Genomic DNA, 19,278 nt, shown 5'->3' on the forward strand with positions numbered 1-19,278 from the left:
TTCTGGATTTCGTTTTTGTTAACCCCTGGGAATGAACAACCGTCGAGTGCGAGCAGTCCCACAAAGGTGAAACTGGTTAGCAAGAGCTTGGTTTTTTGCATCGGTGGGCGACTTCCACTATCTTGGCTGGGACAACGTAAACGCCGATCATACCCGCATTAAGAGAAGCTGCGAAGCAGCATCGCGAGAAAGCTGACCATGGTTGAAAATAGCGAACTACGCAAAGCCGGCCTCAAAGTGACCCTTCCACGGGTCAAAATTCTGCAAATGCTCGATTCCGCCGAGCAACGCCACATGAGCGCCGAGGATGTTTACAAGGCGCTGATGGAGGCTGGTGAGGACGTCGGTCTGGCCACGGTTTACCGTGTACTGACTCAGTTCGAGGCAGCTGGCCTTGTGGTGCGGCACAACTTCGACGGAGGCCATGCGGTCTTCGAGCTGGATGACGGCAAGCATCACGACCATATGGTCAACGTCGAAACCAGCGAAGTGATCGAATTCTTCGACGAAGAAATCGAGCGCCTGCAGAAAGCCATCGTCGATAAGTACGGCTTCGAGATGGTTGATCACAATCTGGTGCTGTACGTACGCAAGAAAAAGTAAGCATGTCGCGCGAATTTCACATTCGCGAAACGAGCGAAGGCGACCCCCGGGTCGCCTTCGTGCTTTGTGCCGTCCTTAAATTTTTGCGGTGACGACCATTTTTTTCGCGTGAGCCAGGGACTCCTTGGTCAGGTCGATGCCGCCCAGCATCCGCGCCACTTCTTCGACGCGATCATTCTTGCTCAGCTTGGAAACGGCGGTGTGGGTCGCCTCCTCACCGCGCACCTTGTGCACGAATAGATGTTGATGGCCTTGAGCGGCCACTTGCGGCAAGTGGGTCACCGTCAGCACTTGTCCGCGTTCGCCGAGACGACGCAGCAACTGGCCAACGATCTCGGCAGTTGGGCCGCCGATGCCCACGTCCACTTCGTCGAACACCAGTGTCGGCACGCGCGAGGTCTGCGCGGTGATCACCTGGATAGCCAGGCTGATCCGTGACAGTTCGCCGCCCGAGGCCACTTTGGCCAAGGCTTTCAATGGCTGACCGGGGTTGGCGCTCACCAGCAGCTCTACCTGCTCAAGTCCATTAGGCAGCAGTTCATCGCTGCTGTTAGGGCGTAACTCGATGGTGAAGCGTCCGCCGGGCATGCCCAAGCGCTGGATTTCCTGTTCCACGGCGCTGGCCAGGCTATTCGAGGCTTGATGGCGCAGGTCGCTCAGCTCCCGAGCCTTCTCCTGATAATGACGGGCATAGGAGGCCAGCTCATCGCTCAGGCGCTCGATGGACTCGTCGTTGGCGTTCAGGGTTTCGATTTCATCCAGCAAGCGTTGTTGCATCTCGGCGACCTCGGTCGGCTGGATGCGGTGCTTGCGCGCCATGGTGTAGATCGCATCCAGGCGTTCTTCCAGGTACTGAAGGCGCGCCGGGTCGGCGTCGAAGTTGTCGAGAAAGCGGTTGAGCTCGCCCACGGCTTCTTCGACCTGTATCTGTGCGCTGGTCAGCAGGCTGCTGGCTTCACCCAGTGCGCCGATCGAGTTATTGACGCTCGATAGACGATTGAGGCTGGCGGTCAGCGCGTTCAGGACATTCCCGGAATCACTTTCGCTGCATTGCTCGACCACTTGCCGGCAGATGCCCAGCAGGGTTTCGGCGTTGGTGAGGTTCTTGTGCTCCTGCTCCAATTGCTCCAGCTCGTTTTCGCCGAGGCCGAGGTTTTCCAGCTCTTCGAGTTGATAGCTGAGCAATTGATGGCGAGCGCGCTGCTCGTCGCCGGAATTGGAGAGACGCTCCAGCTCCTGGCGAGTCTGGCGCCAGCGTTGGGCGGCCAGTTGTACCTGGCGGGCAAGGTCGGTGGCGCCAGCGTATTCGTCGAGCAGGCGACGGTGAGTGTCGGTCTTCAGCAGGGATTGGTGTTCGTGCTGGCTGTGGATATCGATCAGCAGCTCGCCGAGGGCTTTGAGATCGCCGAGCGGGCAGGGTGTGCCGTTGATGTAGCCGCGTGAGCGTCCTTCGGCGGTGATGACCCGGCGAAGGATGCACGGGCCATCGCTCTCCAAGTCACGCTCTGCCAGCCAGGCGCTGGCTTCCGGGATGTCGCCCAGGTCGAAGGTCGCCAGGATATCGGCCTTGTCGGCGCCGGGACGGACCACGCCGCTGTCGGCGCGATCGCCCAGGGTCAGGCCGAGGGCGTCGAGCATGATCGACTTGCCGGCGCCGGTTTCCCCGGTTATCACGCTCATCCCGCGATCGAGTTCGAGATCGAGATGTTCAACGATGGCGTAGTTATGTACGGACAGGTGCACCAGCATAAAGGCCGCTCCCAGGCTTTAGGTCTGGTTATTTATACAGTGTTTTATTTGCGGCTGACAATGCCCTCGCTTGGCTCGATTTGCTTGGCCTGACGAAATGCCTGGCGCGCCGGGTAATCACAATGCAGCGTTTTTTGTAGGGTTAATCGCAACCCGCCCCTTGAAGCTGATTTTTGCGGCCCCATATACCGGGACAGAAGCGCGAGTTGAGCTCGCGGACGTTATTGAAAGGAGAATTCTATGGCTGACGAACAGACAGTGGATACGCAAAATCTAGACGCCGATCAGGCCGCCCAGGATTCGGGTGATGAACTGGCGGCTCGTGTACAAGTGCTCGAAGAGCAATTGGCTGGCGCTCATGATCAAGCTTTGCGTGTAGCAGCTGATCTGCAGAACGTCCGCCGTCGCGCCGAGCAGGATGTAGAAAAAGCGCACAAATTCGCCCTGGAAAAATTTGCTGGCGATTTGTTGCCGATCATCGACAGCCTGGAGCGCGGCCTGGAGTTGTCCAACCCGGATGACGAAAGCATCCGCCCAATGCGCGAAGGCATCGAACTGACACTGAAAATGTTCCAGGACACCCTGAAGCGTTATCAGCTGGAAGTGATCGATCCGCATGGCGAACCGTTCAACGCCGTTCAACATCAGGCAATGGCCATGCAGGAAAGCGCCGACGTTGAGCCGAACAGCGTGCTCAAGGTGTTCCAGAAGGGCTATCAGCTCAATGGTCGCCTGCTGCGCCCGGCCATGGTCGTGGTCAGCAAGGCCCCTGCGCCAGTTTCGCCTTCTATTGATGAGCAGGCTTGAAATTAGCCGCAAGGCCCCCATTTAGAAGTCAAGCGTTTAAGTGCTACCGCAGTTAGCCACCACTGCTGCGGCAACCAAATCCAAAGTTTCGGGAGAGTGAACATGGGCAAAATTATCGGTATCGACCTGGGGACTACCAACTCCTGCGTCTCCGTGCTTGAAAACGGCGTAGCCAAAGTAATCGAAAACGCCGAAGGCGCGCGTACCACGCCGTCGATCATCGCTTACGCCAACGATGGCGAAATCCTGGTTGGTCAGTCCGCCAAGCGTCAAGCTGTGACCAATCCGCATAACACCCTGTACGCGGTGAAGCGTCTGATCGGTCGTAAGTTCGACGAAGAAGTCGTACAGAAAGACATCAAGATGGTCCCATACAAAATCGCCAAGGCTGATAACGGCGACGCATGGGTTGAAGTGAACGGCCAGAAAATGTCGCCGCCACAAATCTCGGCTGAAATTCTGAAGAAAATGAAGAAGACCGCCGAAGACTACCTCGGCGAGCCAGTGACTGAAGCGGTGATCACCGTTCCGGCCTACTTCAACGACAGCCAGCGTCAAGCCACCAAAGACGCAGGCCGTATTGCTGGCCTGGACGTAAAACGTATCATCAACGAACCAACCGCAGCCGCTCTGGCCTACGGTATGGACAAGGCGAAGGGCGATCACACCGTCATCGTTTACGACTTGGGCGGCGGTACTTTCGACGTTTCCGTAATCGAAATCGCTGAAGTCGATGGCGAGCACCAGTTCGAAGTGTTGGCCACCAACGGTGACACGTTCCTGGGCGGTGAAGACTTTGACATTCGTCTGATCGACTACCTCGTCGACGAATTCAAGAAAGAAAGCGGCATGAACCTTAAAGGTGACCCGCTGGCCATGCAGCGCCTGAAAGAAGCCGCTGAAAAAGCCAAGATCGAACTGTCTTCGAGCAATTCGACCGACGTGAACCTGCCGTACATCACTGCAGATGCCACCGGTCCCAAGCACTTGAACGTGAAAATCTCCCGCGCCAAACTCGAAGCGCTGGTAGAAGACCTGGTTCAGCGCACCATCGAACCTTGCCGCATCGCTCTGAAAGATTCCGGTATCGACGTTGGCGCCATCAATGACGTGATCCTGGTCGGCGGTCAGACCCGTATGCCACTGGTTCAGAAGCTGGTGACCGAGTTCTTCGGCAAAGAAGCACGTAAAGACGTGAACCCGGACGAAGCCGTTGCCATGGGTGCTGCTATCCAGGGTGCCGTACTGGCCGGTGACGTGAAAGACGTTCTGCTGCTCGACGTCAGCCCGCTGACCCTGGGTATCGAAACCATGGGTGGCGTGATGACCGCGCTGATCGAGAAAAACACCACGATTCCTACCAAGAAATCGCAAGTGTTCTCGACTGCCGACGACAACCAGGGCGCGGTGACCATTCACGTGCTGCAAGGTGAGCGTAAGCAAGCGGCCCAGAACAAGTCCCTGGGCAAGTTCGACCTGGCCGAGATTCCACCAGCACCACGTGGCGTGCCACAAATTGAAGTGACCTTCGACATCGACGCAAACGGCATCCTGCACGTAGGCGCCAAAGACAAGGCTACTGGCAAGACTCAGTCGATCGTGATCAAGGCCAACTCCGGTCTGTCCGAGGAAGAGATTCAGCAGATGATTCGCGATGCTGAAGCCAACGTCGACGCAGATCGCCAGTTCGAAGAGCTGGCAACCGCTCGCAACCAGGGCGATGCACTGGTTCACTCGACTCGCAAAATGGTCGCAGACGCTGGCGATAAAGTGACTGCTGAAGAGAAGACTGCAATCGAAGCTGCTGTTGTTGCTCTGGAAGCCGCTGTCAAAGGCGACGACAAGGCTGCAATCGAAGCCAAGGTTGAAGAGCTGTCGAAAGTCTCCGCTCCAGTGGCGCAGAAGATGTACGCCGAACAGGCCCAGCCTGCCGAAGGCGCGGCACCTAACGACGAAAAAGCTGAAAAAGCCGACGACGTTGTTGATGCCGAGTTTGAAGAAGTCAAAGACCACAAGTAAGTTGTTGGTCGCCCGGTTGACTGCCTTCAGGCGGTGACTGGTAGGATGTCGCCGCGCGGGAGCTTGCTCCCGCGTTGGCGTGTCTGGAGTAAGCGAATATTTACTGCATGCGACAACGCTCGAATGCTGGCGGTATGGCCGAGGATGCTCCTGCTTTTCGAGCCGAAAGTACCGCAATGAATCAAAGACCAGGATCGTTGAATTGACGTGAGTTGGGTCCGGGCCTGTATTGGGGCTCAACGAGTTTGGCGAGGCTCAGGAGGGGTTTGCCGGACGTCCTTAAGAGTGCAAAGACTTATGGCAAAGCGTGACTATTACGAAATATTGGGTGTTGAGCGTGGCTCAAGCGAAGCAGACCTGAAAAAGGCCTACCGTCGCCTGGCGATGAAGCATCACCCGGACCGTAATCCCGATGACAAAGCGTCGGAAGAGATGTTCAAGGAGGCCAACGAGGCCTACGAAGTGCTGTCCGATTCCAGCAAGCGCGCGGCGTACGATCAGTACGGTCATGCCGGCGTCGACCCGAGCATGGGTGGCGGCGGTGCCGGATTTGGCGGTCAGAACTTCTCCGACATCTTTGGTGATGTCTTCAGTGACTTCTTCGGTGGCGGTCGCGGCGGTTCCCGTGGCGGTGCTCAGCGCGGCAGCGACTTGCGTTACACCCTGGAGCTGAACCTGGAAGAGGCGGTGCGCGGCACGACCGTGAATATCCGCGTTCCGACATTGGTCAACTGCAAGCCGTGCGACGGCTCGGGTGCCAAGAAGGGCTCCTCGCCGGTGACCTGCCCGACGTGCGGCGGTATTGGCCAGGTGCGCATGCAGCAGGGCTTCTTCTCGGTGCAGCAGACCTGCCCGCGTTGCCATGGTCAAGGCAAGATCATTTCCGACCCGTGCAACTCCTGCAACGGCGAAGGCCGTGTCGAAGAGTACAAAACTCTCTCGGTGAAAGTGCCGGCCGGTGTCGATACCGGTGATCGCATTCGTCTGTCCGGCGAAGGCGAGGCAGGTGCGCAGGGCGGTCCGACGGGCGACCTGTACGTGGTAATCAATGTGCGCGAGCACGCGATCTTCCAGCGCGACGGCAAGCACCTGTTCTGCGAAGTGCCCATCAGTTTTGTTGATGCTGCGCTGGGCGGCGAGCTGGAGATTCCGACCCTTGATGGCCGAGTCAAACTGAAAATCCCTGAGGGGACTCAGACCGGCAAGCAGTTCCGTGTCCGCGGCAAAGGCGTTGCGCCTGTGCGTGGTGGTGGCGCCGGTGACTTGATGTGCCGTGTGGCGGTCGAAACCCCGGTCAACCTGGGTCGTCGTCAGCGCGAATTGCTGGAAGAGTTCCGCAGTTCGCTGGCGGGCGACAACAGCCATTCGCCGAAAACCACCGGTTGGTTCGAAGGCGTGAAGCGCTTCTTCGGCGATTTGTAAGGAGACAGGCATGCGACGTATTGCAGTGATGGGCGCCGCCGGGCGCATGGGCAAAACCCTGATCGAGGCCGTGCAGCAACAGCCGGGCGCGGGTCTGACGGCGGCCATTGATCGTCCGGACAGTTCGTTGGTTGGTGCGGATGCCGGTGAGTTGGCTGCGCTGGGTCGTATCGGTGTACCGCTGTCGGGTGATCTGGATCGCGTGGTCGACGAGTTCGACGTGCTGATCGACTTCACGCACCCTACAGTGACGCTGAAGAACCTCGCGTTCTGCCGCAAGCATCACAAGGCGATGATCATCGGTACCACCGGTTTCAGCGTTGAAGAGAAGCAATTGCTGGCGGAAGCGGGCAAGGACATTCCGATTGTCTTTGCGGCCAACTTCAGTGTCGGCGTCAATCTTTGCCTGAAGCTGCTCGACACCGCTGCTCGCGTGCTGGGTGATGATGTCGATATTGAAATCACTGAAGCCCACCATCGTCATAAAGTCGATGCGCCGTCCGGTACTGCCGTGCGCATGGGTGAAGTGATTGCCGATGCACTGGGGCGTGATCTGAAGAAAGTGGCAGTTTACGGCCGTGAAGGCCAGACCGGTGCCCGCGCTCGTGAAACCATCGGCTTCGCCACTGTGCGTGCCGGTGACATCGTCGGTGATCACACCGTGCTGTTCGCTGCCGATGGTGAGCGTGTCGAGATCACGCACAAGGCGTCCAGTCGCATGACCTTCGCCAAGGGCGCAGTACGTGCTGCTTTGTGGCTGGATGGTCGCGAGCCTGGTCTTTATGACATGCAAGACGTGCTCGACCTGCGTTAAGAAGTGCCTGAAATCGGGTTCAAACACAGCGTTTGAGCCCGGTTTTACTCCGCCAAGCGACGTCCTGTCGCATTCTCCGGCCTTTAAGGCTCATTGGCGGTAGACCAAAAATGCCTTTTTCTGTAAGCTACAGCTTTAGTGTGTTCACTAAAAGCGCGCAGAATAATTCAGTGAATGAGCGGGGTGACGTGTCCATACGTCACTCCGCTTTTTTACACCTGCGATCGCCCTTTCAGGCTTTATTTACGGGAGGTCTTCTTGACTAAGCCAGCCATACTCGCCCTTGCTGATGGCAGCATTTTTCGCGGCGAAGCAATTGGAACCGACGGTCAAACCGTTGGTGAGGTGGTGTTCAACACCGCCATGACCGGCTATCAGGAAATCCTTACCGATCCTTCCTACGCCCAACAGATCGTTACCCTGACTTACCCGCACATCGGCAACACCGGCACCACTCCGGAAGACGCCGAGTCCGACCGCGTATGGTCCGCTGGCCTAGTCATCCGTGACCTGCCACTGGTTGCGAGCAACTGGCGTAACACGATGTCCCTGTCCGATTACCTGAAAGCCAACAACGTTGTGGCCATCGCCGGTATCGACACCCGCCGCCTGACACGCATCCTGCGTGAGAAAGGCGCGCAGAACGGCTGCATCATGGCCGGTGACAACATCTCCGAAGAGGCCGCCATCGCCGCAGCCCAGGGTTTTCCTGGTCTCAAAGGCATGGACCTGGCGAAAGTCGTCAGCACCAAAGAGCAGTACGAGTGGCGCTCGACGGTCTGGGACCTGAAAACCGACAGCCACGCAACCATCGAAGCCTCCGAGTTGCCGTACCACGTGGTGGCCTACGACTACGGCGTCAAGCTGAACATCCTGCGCATGCTGGTCGAGCGCGGTTGCCGCGTGACCGTGGTGCCGGCGCAAACGCCAGCCGCCGATGTTCTGGCGATGAAGCCGGATGGCGTGTTCTTGTCCAACGGACCTGGTGACCCAGAGCCTTGCGACTACGCGATCCAAGCGATCAAGGACGTGCTCGAAACCGAGATTCCGGTATTCGGCATCTGCCTCGGCCACCAACTGCTGGCCCTGGCCTCCGGCGCCAAGACCCTGAAAATGGGCCATGGCCACCACGGTGCCAACCACCCGGTCCAGGATCTGGACAGCGGTGTGGTGATGATCACCAGCCAGAACCACGGTTTTGCGGTAGACGAAGCGACCTTGCCAGCCAACGTCCGCGCGATTCACAAATCGCTGTTCGACGGCACCCTGCAAGGCATCGAGCGTACCGACAAGAGCGCCTTCAGCTTCCAGGGTCACCCTGAAGCCAGCCCTGGCCCGAACGACGTAGCGCCATTGTTCGATCGCTTCATCAACGAAATGGCCAAGCGACGCTAATCGCTCGCCTTGATGTTGCATAGCTTGAGGGGCGGTCCCGAAAACCGGTGGCCCCCCTCAAGGCTTCACAGATTGAACAAGACGGCTTGCCGACTGACCTGCGGATTTGAGTGACAAACCCATGCCAAAACGTACAGACATAAAAAGCATCCTGATTCTCGGCGCTGGCCCGATCGTGATCGGCCAGGCCTGCGAATTCGACTACTCCGGCGCCCAGGCCTGCAAAGCCCTGCGCGAGGAGGGTTACCGCGTCATCCTGGTGAACTCCAACCCGGCGACCATCATGACCGACCCGGACATGGCTGACGCCACGTACATCGAGCCGATCAAATGGCAGACCGTTGCCAAAATCATCGAGAAAGAGCGTCCGGACGCGCTGCTGCCGACCATGGGTGGCCAGACCGCTCTGAACTGCGCACTGGATCTGGAGCGCGAAGGCGTTCTGGAGAAGTTCGGCGTAGAGATGATCGGCGCCAACGCTGACACCATCGACAAGGCCGAAGACCGTTCGCGCTTCGACAAGGCGATGAAATCCATCGGCCTGGACTGCCCGCGTTCGGGTATCGCCCACAGCATGGAAGAGGCCAACGTGGTCCTCGAGAAGCTCGGCTTCCCGTGCATCATCCGTCCGTCCTTCACCATGGGCGGCACCGGCGGCGGTATCGCTTACAACCGTGAAGAGTTCGAAGAAATCTGCGCCCGCGGTCTCGACCTGTCGCCGACCAAAGAACTGCTGATCGACGAATCCCTGATCGGCTGGAAAGAGTACGAGATGGAGGTTGTCCGCGATAAGAAGGACAACTGCATCATCGTCTGTTCCATCGAAAACTTTGACCCGATGGGCGTGCACACCGGTGACTCGATCACCGTTGCTCCGGCACAGACCCTGACGGACAAGGAATACCAGATCATGCGTAACGCCTCCCTGGCGGTACTGCGCGAGATCGGCGTGGAAACCGGCGGCTCCAACGTCCAGTTCGGCATCTGCCCGGACACTGGCCGCATGGTAGTCATCGAGATGAACCCGCGGGTATCCCGGTCTTCGGCCCTGGCCTCGAAAGCCACTGGTTTCCCGATTGCGCGTATCGCTGCCAAGCTGGCGATCGGCTACACCCTGGACGAGCTGCAGAACGAAATCACCGGCGGCGCTACTCCGGCGTCCTTTGAGCCGTCGATCGACTACGTCGTCACCAAGCTGCCACGTTTCGCCTTCGAGAAATTCCCGAAAGCCGACGCACGCCTGACCACTCAAATGAAGTCGGTCGGTGAAGTCATGGCCATCGGCCGTACTTTCCAGGAATCCCTGCAGAAAGCCCTGCGCGGTCTGGAAGTAGGCGTTTGCGGTCTGGACGAGAAGCTCGACCTGAGCAACCCGGAAAGCATGAGCATCCTCAAGCGCGAGCTGACCGTGCCGGGCGCCGAGCGTATCTGGTACGTGGCTGACGCGTTCCGCGCCGGCCTGTCGGTCGAAGACATCTTCGGCATGAACATGATCGACCCGTGGTTCTTGGTGCAGATCGAAGATCTGATCAAGGACGAAGAGAAGGTCAAGACCCTGGGTCTGGCCAGCATCGACCGCGACTTGATGTTCAAGCTCAAGCGCAAAGGCTTCTCCGACATGCGTCTGGCCAAGCTGCTGGGCGTGACCGAGAAGGCTCTGCGTCGCCATCGTCACAAGCTCGAGATTTTCCCGGTCTACAAGCGCGTTGACACCTGCGCGGCCGAGTTCGCCACCGACACCGCCTACATGTACTCGACTTACGAGGAAGAGTGCGAAGCAGCGCCGTCGGGCCGCGACAAGATCATGATCCTCGGCGGCGGTCCAAACCGTATCGGCCAAGGTATCGAGTTCGACTACTGCTGCGTACACGCGGCACTGGCCCTACGGGAAGACGGGTACGAGACCATCATGGTCAACTGCAACCCGGAAACCGTTTCCACCGACTACGACACCTCTGATCGCCTGTACTTCGAACCAGTGACCCTGGAAGACGTGCTGGAAATCGTCCGCGTCGAGAAGCCGAAAGGCGTGATCGTCCAGTACGGCGGCCAGACCCCGCTGAAACTGGCTCGGGCCCTGGAAGAAGCCGGCGTGCCGATCATCGGCACCAGCCCTGACGCCATCGACCGTGCCGAAGACCGTGAGCGCTTCCAGCAGATGGTTGAGCGTCTGAACCTGCGCCAGCCGCCTAACGCCACCGTGCGCAGCGAAGACGAAGCGATTCGTGCCGCCGCCAAGATCGGCTACCCGCTGGTGGTTCGTCCGTCCTACGTACTGGGCGGCCGCGCGATGGAAATCGTCTACGAAGAAGAAGAACTCAAGCGCTACCTGCGTGATGCGGTGAAAGTGTCCAACGACAGCCCGGTGCTGCTCGACCACTTCCTCAATTGCGCCATCGAAATGGACGTGGATGCAGTTTGCGACGGCACCGACGTGGTGATCGGCGCGATCATGCAGCACATCGAGCAGGCTGGCGTTCACTCCGGTGACTCCGCGTGCTCCCTGCCGCCGTACTCGCTGCCTGCGCACATCCAGGACGAGATGCGCGAACAGGTCAAGAAAATGGCCCTGGAACTGGGCGTTGTCGGCCTGATGAACGTTCAGTTGGCGCTGCAAGGCGAAGACATCTACGTCATCGAAGTCAACCCGCGCGCTTCCCGTACCGTACCGTTCGTGTCCAAGTGCATTGGTGTTTCCCTGGCAATGATCGCTGCCCGCGTCATGGCCGGTAAAACCCTGAAAGAAATCGGCTTCACCAAAGAAATCATCCCTAACTTCTACAGCGTGAAAGAGGCGGTGTTCCCATTCGCCAAATTCCCTGGTGTGGACCCGATCCTGGGCCCAGAGATGAAGTCCACTGGTGAAGTTATGGGCGTGGGCGACACCTTCGGCGAGGCGTTCGCCAAGGCCCAGATGGGCGCCAGCGAAGTGCTGCCGACCGGCGGCACCGCGTTCATCAGCGTGCGTGACGACGACAAGCCACTGGTTGCAGGCGTGGCCCGTGATCTGATCAACTTGGGTTTCGAAGTGGTCGCCACTGCCGGTACTGCCAAGCTGATCGAAGCCGCAGGCCTGAAAGTGCGTCGTGTGAACAAGGTGACCGAAGGTCGTCCGCACGTGGTCGACATGATCAAGAATGACGAAGTCACCCTGATCATCAACACCACCGAAGGTCGTCAGTCGATCGCTGATTCGTACTCCATTCGTCGTAATGCCTTGCAGCACAAAATCTACTGCACCACCACCATTGCTGCTGGCGAAGCCATCTGCGAAGCGCTGAAGTTCGGTCCCGAGAAGACCGTGCGCCGCTTGCAGGATCTACACGCAGGATTGAAGGCATGATCAAGTACCCAATGACCGTCCAGGGCGCGAAAGCCCTGGAAGAAGAACACGCTCATCTGACCAAGGTCGTCCGTCCGAAGCTCAGCCAGGATATCGGCACGGCCCGCGAGTTGGGTGACCTGAAGGAAAACGCCGAATACCACGCTGCTCGCGAGCAGCAAGGTATGGTCGAGGCGCGGATTCGTGACATCGAGGGCCGGATTCAGAATCAGGTCATCATCGACGTCACGACCATTCCTCACACCGGCAAAGTGATTTTCGGCACCACCGTTGAAATCGCCAACGTCGAAACTGATGAAAGCGTCACTTACCACATCGTGGGTGAGGATGAGGCTGACTTCAAACTTGGCAAGATTTCGGTCGGTTCGCCATTGGCCCGCGCCTTGATTGCCAAGGAAGAGGGTGATGTGGTTGCCGTGAAAACGCCTGGCGGCGTTATCGAGTACGAGATTGTCGAAGTTCGCCACATCTAAACGCAGGCGCCCGCTACGTGCGGGCGCCATGCTTTGGCAGCTGACTCAGATGTTGTGGGTCGGCGGCCTGTGGCTGCTACACATCGGTCTGCTGCCGGTGCTGGGTCAGATCGGCCTGGCGCCGCTGCTGATCGACGAAATTGCAGGCGTGCTGAATGCGCTAGTGGTGGGTTTCGCCTTAGCGTGTGTGATTTTTCAGGCTTTGGTGCTGATTCAGGCCGAGGGCCTTGCCAGTCTATGGCGCGATATTCGAGGGCAACTGCTGATGATGGCGCTGTATGCGTGCGGAATGTTTTTCGCGGTGCGCGTCGGTTGGTCGGATGCAGTGCGCTGGCAGGTGTTCAGCTATCTTGTTCTGGGCTTTTCCGGGTTGGTGCTGGTGTTGCAGCCAGTGCCGGGATGGAGTGGCAGGGTGCGCGAAGCACACCCTTGACCCTTGCCATCACTTGAAGCGATGGACGTTCGACAACTGCTTGTTGACGCTGAAGTTCTTGCGATAAATCAGTGCCATCTTGCCGATGACCTGAACCAGGTCCGCTTTGCCGACCTTGCACAGTTCTGCAATGCTCGCCAGGCGCGACTCGCGATCGAGGATGTTGAGCTTGATTTTAATCAGCTCGTGATCCGCCAAAGCGCGTTCAAGTTCGGCTAACACACCTTCAGTCAAACCGTTGTCAGCCACAATCAAAACTGGTTTCAGATGGTGGCCAATGGATTTGTACTGTTTCTTCTGCTCTTGAGTGAGCGGCATAATCTGACCCCTGCGTCTGATCTTGTAAAAAGCGGCGGCCAGTTTACCCGAGCGAGTCCGGGACCGCCCAGTTAATCACGACCCGTTTTATTTTCGAGGTGGCCCGTGGCCCGTTCCAAGACAAGCCTTAAATGGCTGCAAAGACATGTCAATGATCCCTATGTGAAGCAGGCGCAGAAGGATGGTTACCGCTCGCGTGCGAGTTACAAGCTTCTGGAGGTCCAGGAGAAATACAAGCTGATCCGTCCGGGTATGAGCGTTGTCGACCTGGGTGCGGCTCCCGGCGGCTGGTCGCAGGTCACTAGTCGGCTGATCGGTGGTCAGGGGCGTCTGATCGCCTCGGACATCCTGGAAATGGACAGCATTCCGGACGTGACTTTCATCCAGGGTGACTTCACCCAGGACGAAGTGCTCGCTCAGATCCTTGAGGCCGTGGGTAATTCGCAGGTGGACCTTGTGATTTCCGATATGGCCCCCAATATGAGTGGTACGCCTGAGGTGGACATGCCAAAAGCCATGTTTCTATGTGAGCTGGCTCTTGATCTGGCGGCTCGGATACTCAAGCCGGGTGGTAATTTCGTGATCAAGGTGTTTCAGGGCGAAGGGTTTGATGCTTACGTGAAGGACGCTCGTCAGAAATTCGACAAGGTCCAGATGATCAAGCCGGACTCTTCCCGTGGCAGTTCCCGCGAGCAATACATGCTGGCTTGGGGCTACCGCGGCCGTAGTGAGTAAATCGAGGTTTTTTTGCGGGTCGATAGGATTTTCGTATTTCGCCCCGTGAGCATTAGCGAATATTGTGTAGAAAGTGTTTCACAAAGGGTTACAGACGGCGCCTGCCAGAGTCGTAGGTAATGTAGTAAGTTAGGCCGGTGAATATCATGCGAAGCGCGCGCCATTAGCGGAGCTTGCTTCAGAGGGTAGTTAATTGAACGATATGGCAAAGAATCTGATCCTGTGGTTGATCATCGCGGCTGTCCTGGTGACAGTGATGAACAACTTCTCCAGCCCTAACGAGCCGCAGACCCTCAACTATTCCGACTTCATCCAGCAGGTCAAGGATGGCAAGGTCGAGCGCGTAGCAGTTGACGGCTATGTGATTACCGGTAAGCGCAACGATGGCGACAGCTTCAAGACCATTCGTCCTGCCATCCAGGACAACGGTCTGATCGGCGACCTCGTGGATAACCACGTCGTGGTCGAAGGCAAGCAGCCTGAGCAGCAAAGCATCTGGACTCAACTCCTGGTGGCAAGCTTCCCGATCCTGGTGATCATCGCCGTGTTCATGTTCTTCATGCGGCAGATGCAGGGCGGTGCAGGCGGCAAGGGCGGGCCGATGAGCTTCGGCAAGAGCAAGGCGCGCCTGCTCTCCGAAGATCAGGTGAAAACCACATTGGGTGACGTTGCCGGTTGTGACGAAGCCAAGGAAGAAGTGGGTGAGCTGGTCGAGTTCCTGCGTGATCCGGGCAAGTTCCAGCGTCTGGGCGGCCGCATTCCGCGCGGCGTACTGATGGTGGGTCCTCCGGGTACCGGTAAAACCTTGCTGGCCAAGGCGATTGCCGGCGAAGCCAAGGTGCCGTTCTTCACCATTTCCGGTTCTGATTTCGTCGAGATGTTCGTCGGCGTCGGTGCCAGCCGTGTTCGCGACATGTTCGAGCAGGCCAAGAAACACGCGCCATGCATCATTTTCATCGATGAAATCGACGCCGTCGGTCGCCACCGCGGCGCCGGCATGGGTGGCGGTCACGACGAGCGCGAGCAGACGCTCAACCAATTGCTGGTTGAGATGGACGGCTTTGAAATGAATGACGGCATCATCGTCATCGCCGCAACCAACCGTCCGGACGTACTGGACCCTGCGTTGCTGCGTCCGGGCCGTTTCGACCGTCAGGTTGTGGTCGGGCTGCCGGATATTCGTGGTCGTGAACAGATTCTCAAGGTTCACATGCGCAAAGTGCCAATGGGTGACGACGTTGCTCCTGCGGTGATCGCACGTGGTACCCCTGGTTTCTCCGGTGCCGACCTGGCTAACCTGGTGAACGAAGCGTCGTTGTTCGCTGCCCGTACCGGCAAGCGCATCGTCGAAATGAAAGAGTTCGAACTGGCGAAAGACAAGATCATGATGGGCGCTGAACGCAAGTCCATGGTCATGTCCGAGAAAGAGAAGCAAAACACCGCTTATCACGAAGCAGGTCACGCCATCGTCGGTCGTGTCGTGCCAGAGCACGATCCGGTCTATAAGGTGTCGATCATCCCGCGCGGTCGTGCGCTGGGTGTGACGATGTTCCTGCCGGAAGAAGATCGCTATAGCCTGTCCAAGCGTGCACTGATCAGCCAGATCTGTTCGCTGTACGGTGGCCGTATCGCTGAAGAAATGACCTTGGGCTTCGACGGTGTTACCACTGGCGCGTCCAACGACATCATGCGTGCCAGCCAGATTGCGCGGAACATGGTGACCAAGTGGGGCCTTTCGGAAAAACTCGGTCCGTTGATGTATGCCGAAGAAGAGGGCGAAGTGTTCCTCGGTCGCGGCGGCGGTGGTCAGGGTGCGAGCTTCTCTGGTGAGACAGCCAAGCTGATTGACTCCGAAGTGCGCAGCATCATTGACCAGTGCTACGGCACGGCCAAGCAGATCCTCACGGATAACCGCGACAAGCTCGACGCCATGGCGGATGCCTTGATGAAGTACGAGACGATCGATGCCGATCAGATCGATGACATCATGGCGGGTCGCACACCTCGCGAACCACGCGATTGGTCGGGCGGCGGCACCGGCACTTCCGGAACACCTCCGGTGGTGCAGGATGAGCGTCCGGAAACACCGATCGGCGGTCCGGCTGCTGACGTATAAGGTTTGAAATGACTTCTGTTCAGTCCTCGACCCGGTTGCCTTGCGGCAACCGGGTTCTTGATTTGGCCCAGACGCATGTCATGGGTATTCTCAATGTCACTCCCGATTCCTTCTCCGATGGCGGCCGATACAGCCAGCTCGACGCGGCCCTGCGCCACGCCGAGTCGATGGTTGCGGCAGGCGCCACGCTGATCGATGTCGGCGGCGAATCGACGCGGCCGGGTGCAAGGGCGGTTTCGCCACTTGAAGAGCTGGAGCGCGTGGCACCTATCGTTGAGCGCATCAATCGCGAACTGGATGTGATTATTTCGGTCGATACCTCCACTCCGGCGGTCATGCGCGAAACCGCACGGCTCGGAGCGGGATTGATCAATGATGTACGCTCGCTACGTCGAGACGGCGCCCTGGATGCGGCAGCCGCCACCGGATTGCCGGTGTGTCTGATGCATATGCTCGGTGAGCCGGGCGACATGCAGGACAATCCGCACTACGAGGACGTGACCAAGGAGGTTGGCGGGTTTCTCGCCGAGCGCATGGCCCAATGTGCGTTGGCGGGAATCCCGGCCGAGCGGATTATTCTTGATCCGGGATTTGGATTCGCAAAAACCTTGCAGCACAATCTAAGCTTGTTCAAACACATGGAAAACCTGCATGCCTTGGGGCGGCCCCTGTTGGTCGGGGTTTCGCGAAAGAGCATGATAGGTCAGGCCTTGAATCGCCCGGTTGGAGAGCGCCTGTTTGGCGGTCTGGCGCTCGCGGCGCTGGCTTCGGCCAAGGGGGCGCGTATATTGCGCGTCCATGATGTAGCCGAAACAGTGGACGTGGTGCGGATGATCGCCGCAGTGGAATCAGCCGAATAAGAATGATGGAGCACTTATGAGCAAAAAATACTTTGGCACCGACGGTATACGTGGTCGGGTCGGTGAGTACCCGATTACTCCTGATTTCATGCTCAAGCTTGGTTGGGCTGCGGGTATGGCGTTCCGCAAAATGGGCGCCTGCAAGGTGCTGGTCGGCAAGGACACCCGAATCTCCGGTTACATGTTTGAGTCCGCGCTCGAGGCCGGGCTGACGTCGGCAGGTGCTGACGTGATGCTGTTGGGCCCGATGCCGACGCCGGCGATCGCTTACCTGACGCGTACCTTTCATGCTGAAGCCGGTATCGTGATCAGTGCTTCGCACAATCCTCACGATGACAACGGCATCAAGTTCTTCTCCGGAAAGGGCACCAAGCTGCCGGACGAAGTCGAACTGATGATCGAAGAGTTGCTCGACACCCCGATGACCGTGGTTGAGTCGAGCAAGATCGGTAAAGTGTCGCGCATCAATGACGCCTCTGGCCGCTATATCGAATTCTGCAAAAGCAGTGTGCCGACCGGTACCAACTTTGCTGGCCTGAAGATCGTGATCGACTGCGCTCACGGCGCGACCTACAAGGTTGCGCCTAGCGTGTTCCGCGAGCTGGGTGCCGAAGTCGTTGTGCTTTCCGCTCAGCCTAACGGCCTGAACATCAATGACAATTGCGGTTCGACCCATATGGGCCAATTGCAGGCTGCTGTATTGGCCGAACATGCCGATCTGGGGATTGCCTTTGACGGTGACGGTGATCGCGTGTTGATGGTCGATCACACTGGCGCCATTGTCGACGGTGATGAACTGCTGTACATCATCGCCCGCGATCTGCACGAGCGCGACAAGCTGCAAGGCGGCGTGGTCGGTACATTGATGAGTAACCTTGGGCTGGAACTGGCCCTGGCGGATTTGTCGATTCCTTTCGTGCGAGCCAACGTGGGTGACCGTTACGTGATCGCTGACTTGCTGGAGCGCAACTGGCTGGTAGGCGGTGAGAACTCGGGACATATCGTCTGCTTCAATCACACCACCACAGGTGATGCGATCATCGCTGCATTGCAGGTGCTGATGGCGCTGAAGACTCGTTCCGAAGGTCTGGCCCAGGCCCGTCAGGCGCTGCGCAAGTGCCCGCAGGTGCTGATCAATGTCCGGTTCGGCGGGGGGGCGAGTCCGCTCGACCATCCGGCAGTCAAGGAAGCCAGTGCCCGTGTCACCGAGGCTATGGCTGGTCGTGGGCGCGTGCTGTTGCGCAAGTCCGGGACCGAGCCGTTGGTGCGGGTGATGGTCGAAGGCGAGGACGAAACACAGGTTCGCGGTTACGCCGAAGAGCTGGCAAAACTGGTTACTGAAGTTTCTGCCTGAATTCGGCTTGCCAGTCATGATTGTGTTGGGTAACATCTGCGCCCACTTTGACCGACGAGGTACAGCATGCGTCGCCCTATGGTAGCTGGTAACTGGAAGATGCACGGTACCCGCGCCAGCGTCGCTGAGCTGATCAATGGCCTACGTGATATGGCCTTGCCGAGCGGTGTTGATGTAGCGGTTTTCCCGCCTTGCCTGCATATCAATCAAGTGATTGATGGCTTGGAAGGCAAGTCGATTTTGGTTGGCTCGCAGAATTCTGCGGTGGAATCCATGCAAGGCGCGCTGACCGGTGAAATCGCGCCGAGTCAATTGGTGGATGCAGGTTGTTCCCTGGTACTTGTCGGGCATTCCGAACGCCGCCAGATTATGGGCGAGCAGGACGGTATGCTGATTCGCAAGTTCGCAGCGGCACAGGCATGTGGCTTGATTCCGGTGTTGTGTATAGGGGAAACCCTTGAGCAGCGCGAAGCCGGTAAAACTCTTGAGGTTGTCGGGCGTCAGCTAGGCAGTATCATAGAGGAGCTGGGTGTTGGTGCGTTTGCAAATGCAGTAATTGCTTACGAGCCGGTCTGGGCCATTGGCACCGGGCTGACTGCTTCGCCACAACAAGCGCAGGATGTGCATGCAGCCATCCGCGCTCAGTTGGCGGCAGAGAATTCTGAAGTCGCACAAGGTGTGCGGCTTCTATACGGCGGCAGCGTGAAGGCGGCCTAGTCGGTCGATCTGTTCGGCATGCCGGATATCTTTGGGGGGCTCATTGGTGGAGCTTCGCTGTATGCAGATGAGTTCGGTGCGTTTTGTCGCGCCGCGGGAAACTGATAAAATTCTTGAAAC

General features: G+C 58.2%; 15 protein-coding genes and 1 pseudogene. 14 read left to right on the forward strand and 2 right to left on the reverse strand.

What is annotated here, in order from left to right; all coding sequences use genetic code 11:
- Window positions 1–198 precede the first annotated feature (198 nt).
- Window positions 199–603 carry a ferric iron uptake transcriptional regulator gene (gene fur, locus ACIQV9_RS19595; protein ID WP_003197684.1) on the forward strand — a complete coding sequence of 135 codons (405 nt, stop codon included), beginning with the start codon at window positions 199–201 and terminating at the stop codon, window positions 601–603.
- A gap of 75 nt (window positions 604–678) precedes the next feature.
- On the opposite strand, the gene recN is transcribed toward fur, so the two are convergent.
- Window positions 679–2,352 (reverse strand): DNA repair protein RecN, encoded by a 1,674-nt coding sequence (gene recN, locus ACIQV9_RS19600; protein ID WP_403104640.1) that lies wholly within the window; start codon window positions 2,350–2,352, stop codon window positions 679–681.
- 240 nt (window positions 2,353–2,592) lie between these two features.
- Between recN and grpE the strand changes: the two genes are divergently transcribed.
- From grpE to ACIQV9_RS19640, 8 genes are all read left to right on the forward strand, one after another.
- Window positions 2,593–3,159 carry a nucleotide exchange factor GrpE gene (gene grpE, locus ACIQV9_RS19605; RefSeq protein ID WP_403104642.1) on the forward strand — a complete coding sequence of 189 codons (567 nt, stop codon included), beginning with the start codon at window positions 2,593–2,595 and terminating at the stop codon, window positions 3,157–3,159.
- A 102-nt stretch (window positions 3,160–3,261) separates the two neighbouring features.
- Window positions 3,262–5,178, forward strand: coding sequence for a molecular chaperone DnaK (dnaK, locus tag ACIQV9_RS19610; RefSeq protein ID WP_403104644.1), 1,917 nt, complete (start codon window positions 3,262–3,264; stop codon window positions 5,176–5,178).
- 297 nt (window positions 5,179–5,475) lie between these two features.
- Window positions 5,476–6,600: a molecular chaperone DnaJ gene (gene dnaJ / locus ACIQV9_RS19615; protein ID WP_403104646.1), complete on the forward strand. Its 1,125-nt coding sequence runs from the start codon at window positions 5,476–5,478 to the stop codon at window positions 6,598–6,600.
- A 10-nt stretch (window positions 6,601–6,610) separates the two neighbouring features.
- The gene (gene dapB / locus ACIQV9_RS19620; RefSeq protein ID WP_109627907.1) at window positions 6,611–7,414 is read left to right on the forward strand and encodes a 4-hydroxy-tetrahydrodipicolinate reductase; all 804 of its coding nucleotides are present in this window, start codon (window positions 6,611–6,613) and stop codon (window positions 7,412–7,414) included.
- A gap of 258 nt (window positions 7,415–7,672) precedes the next feature.
- Entirely contained in the window at window positions 7,673–8,809 is a 1,137-nt protein-coding gene (gene carA, locus ACIQV9_RS19625) for a glutamine-hydrolyzing carbamoyl-phosphate synthase small subunit (RefSeq protein WP_403104648.1), read from the forward strand.
- Between the two features lie 121 nt (window positions 8,810–8,930).
- Entirely contained in the window at window positions 8,931–12,152 is a 3,222-nt protein-coding gene (gene carB, locus ACIQV9_RS19630; RefSeq protein ID WP_403104650.1) for a carbamoyl-phosphate synthase large subunit, read from the forward strand.
- Complete coding sequence (gene greA / locus ACIQV9_RS19635) at window positions 12,149–12,625, forward strand: transcription elongation factor GreA (protein WP_010463507.1); 477 nt, start codon at window positions 12,149–12,151, stop codon at window positions 12,623–12,625. The genes carB and greA overlap by 4 nt, the downstream gene beginning before the upstream one ends.
- A 28-nt stretch (window positions 12,626–12,653) precedes the next feature.
- Entirely contained in the window at window positions 12,654–13,058 is a 405-nt protein-coding gene (locus tag ACIQV9_RS19640) for an MFS transporter (protein WP_403104653.1), read from the forward strand.
- Between the two features lie 9 nt (window positions 13,059–13,067).
- On the opposite strand, the gene ACIQV9_RS19645 is transcribed toward ACIQV9_RS19640, so the two are convergent.
- Window positions 13,068–13,376, reverse strand: a complete 309-nt coding sequence (locus ACIQV9_RS19645) for a YhbY family RNA-binding protein (protein WP_007942889.1) — start codon at window positions 13,374–13,376, stop codon at window positions 13,068–13,070.
- Window positions 13,377–13,481: 105 nt separating this feature from the next.
- On the opposite strand from ACIQV9_RS19645, the gene rlmE reads away from it, so the two are divergent.
- From rlmE to tpiA, 5 genes and pseudogenes are all read left to right on the forward strand, one after another.
- The gene (gene rlmE, locus ACIQV9_RS19650; protein ID WP_008005470.1) at window positions 13,482–14,111 is read left to right on the forward strand and encodes a 23S rRNA (uridine(2552)-2'-O)-methyltransferase RlmE; all 630 of its coding nucleotides are present in this window, start codon (window positions 13,482–13,484) and stop codon (window positions 14,109–14,111) included.
- A 202-nt stretch (window positions 14,112–14,313) separates the two neighbouring features.
- On the forward strand, window positions 14,314–16,227 hold the full coding sequence (gene ftsH, locus ACIQV9_RS19655) for an ATP-dependent zinc metalloprotease FtsH (RefSeq protein ID WP_109627910.1): 1,914 nt from the start codon (window positions 14,314–14,316) through the stop codon (window positions 16,225–16,227).
- An 8-nt stretch (window positions 16,228–16,235) separates the two neighbouring features.
- Window positions 16,236–17,087 carry a dihydropteroate synthase gene (folP, locus tag ACIQV9_RS19660; RefSeq protein WP_403104656.1) on the forward strand — a complete coding sequence of 284 codons (852 nt, stop codon included), beginning with the start codon at window positions 16,236–16,238 and terminating at the stop codon, window positions 17,085–17,087.
- A gap of 16 nt (window positions 17,088–17,103) precedes the next feature.
- Entirely contained in the window at window positions 17,104–18,441 is a 1,338-nt protein-coding gene (gene glmM / locus ACIQV9_RS19665) for a phosphoglucosamine mutase (RefSeq protein WP_403104658.1), read from the forward strand.
- Window positions 18,442–18,507: 66 nt separating this feature from the next.
- A pseudogene (gene tpiA / locus ACIQV9_RS19670) lies at window positions 18,508–19,263 on the forward strand (triose-phosphate isomerase).
- Window positions 19,264–19,278 lie beyond the last annotated feature (15 nt).

The sequence above is a fragment of the Pseudomonas sp. NPDC099000 genome (assembly GCF_044759925.1).
Lineage (GTDB): Bacteria > Pseudomonadota > Gammaproteobacteria > Pseudomonadales > Pseudomonadaceae > Aquipseudomonas.

Coding starts and splice junctions, on each gene's coding strand:
- ACIQV9_RS19645 (WP_007942889.1), bottom strand. CDS start 13,376: ATGCCGCTCACTCAAGAGCAGAAGAAACAGTACAAATCCATTGGCCAC.
- dnaK (WP_403104644.1), top strand. CDS start 3,262: ATGGGCAAAATTATCGGTATCGACCTGGGGACTACCAACTCCTGCGTC.
- grpE (WP_403104642.1), top strand. CDS start 2,593: ATGGCTGACGAACAGACAGTGGATACGCAAAATCTAGACGCCGATCAG.
- carB (WP_403104650.1), top strand. CDS start 8,931: ATGCCAAAACGTACAGACATAAAAAGCATCCTGATTCTCGGCGCTGGC.
- fur (WP_003197684.1), top strand. CDS start 199: ATGGTTGAAAATAGCGAACTACGCAAAGCCGGCCTCAAAGTGACCCTT.
- glmM (WP_403104658.1), top strand. CDS start 17,104: ATGAGCAAAAAATACTTTGGCACCGACGGTATACGTGGTCGGGTCGGT.
- ftsH (WP_109627910.1), top strand. CDS start 14,314: ATGGCAAAGAATCTGATCCTGTGGTTGATCATCGCGGCTGTCCTGGTG.
- folP (WP_403104656.1), top strand. CDS start 16,236: ATGACTTCTGTTCAGTCCTCGACCCGGTTGCCTTGCGGCAACCGGGTT.
- dapB (WP_109627907.1), top strand. CDS start 6,611: ATGCGACGTATTGCAGTGATGGGCGCCGCCGGGCGCATGGGCAAAACC.
- greA (WP_010463507.1), top strand. CDS start 12,149: ATGATCAAGTACCCAATGACCGTCCAGGGCGCGAAAGCCCTGGAAGAA.
- recN (WP_403104640.1), bottom strand. CDS start 2,352: ATGCTGGTGCACCTGTCCGTACATAACTACGCCATCGTTGAACATCTC.
- dnaJ (WP_403104646.1), top strand. CDS start 5,476: ATGGCAAAGCGTGACTATTACGAAATATTGGGTGTTGAGCGTGGCTCA.
- ACIQV9_RS19640 (WP_403104653.1), top strand. CDS start 12,654: ATGCTTTGGCAGCTGACTCAGATGTTGTGGGTCGGCGGCCTGTGGCTG.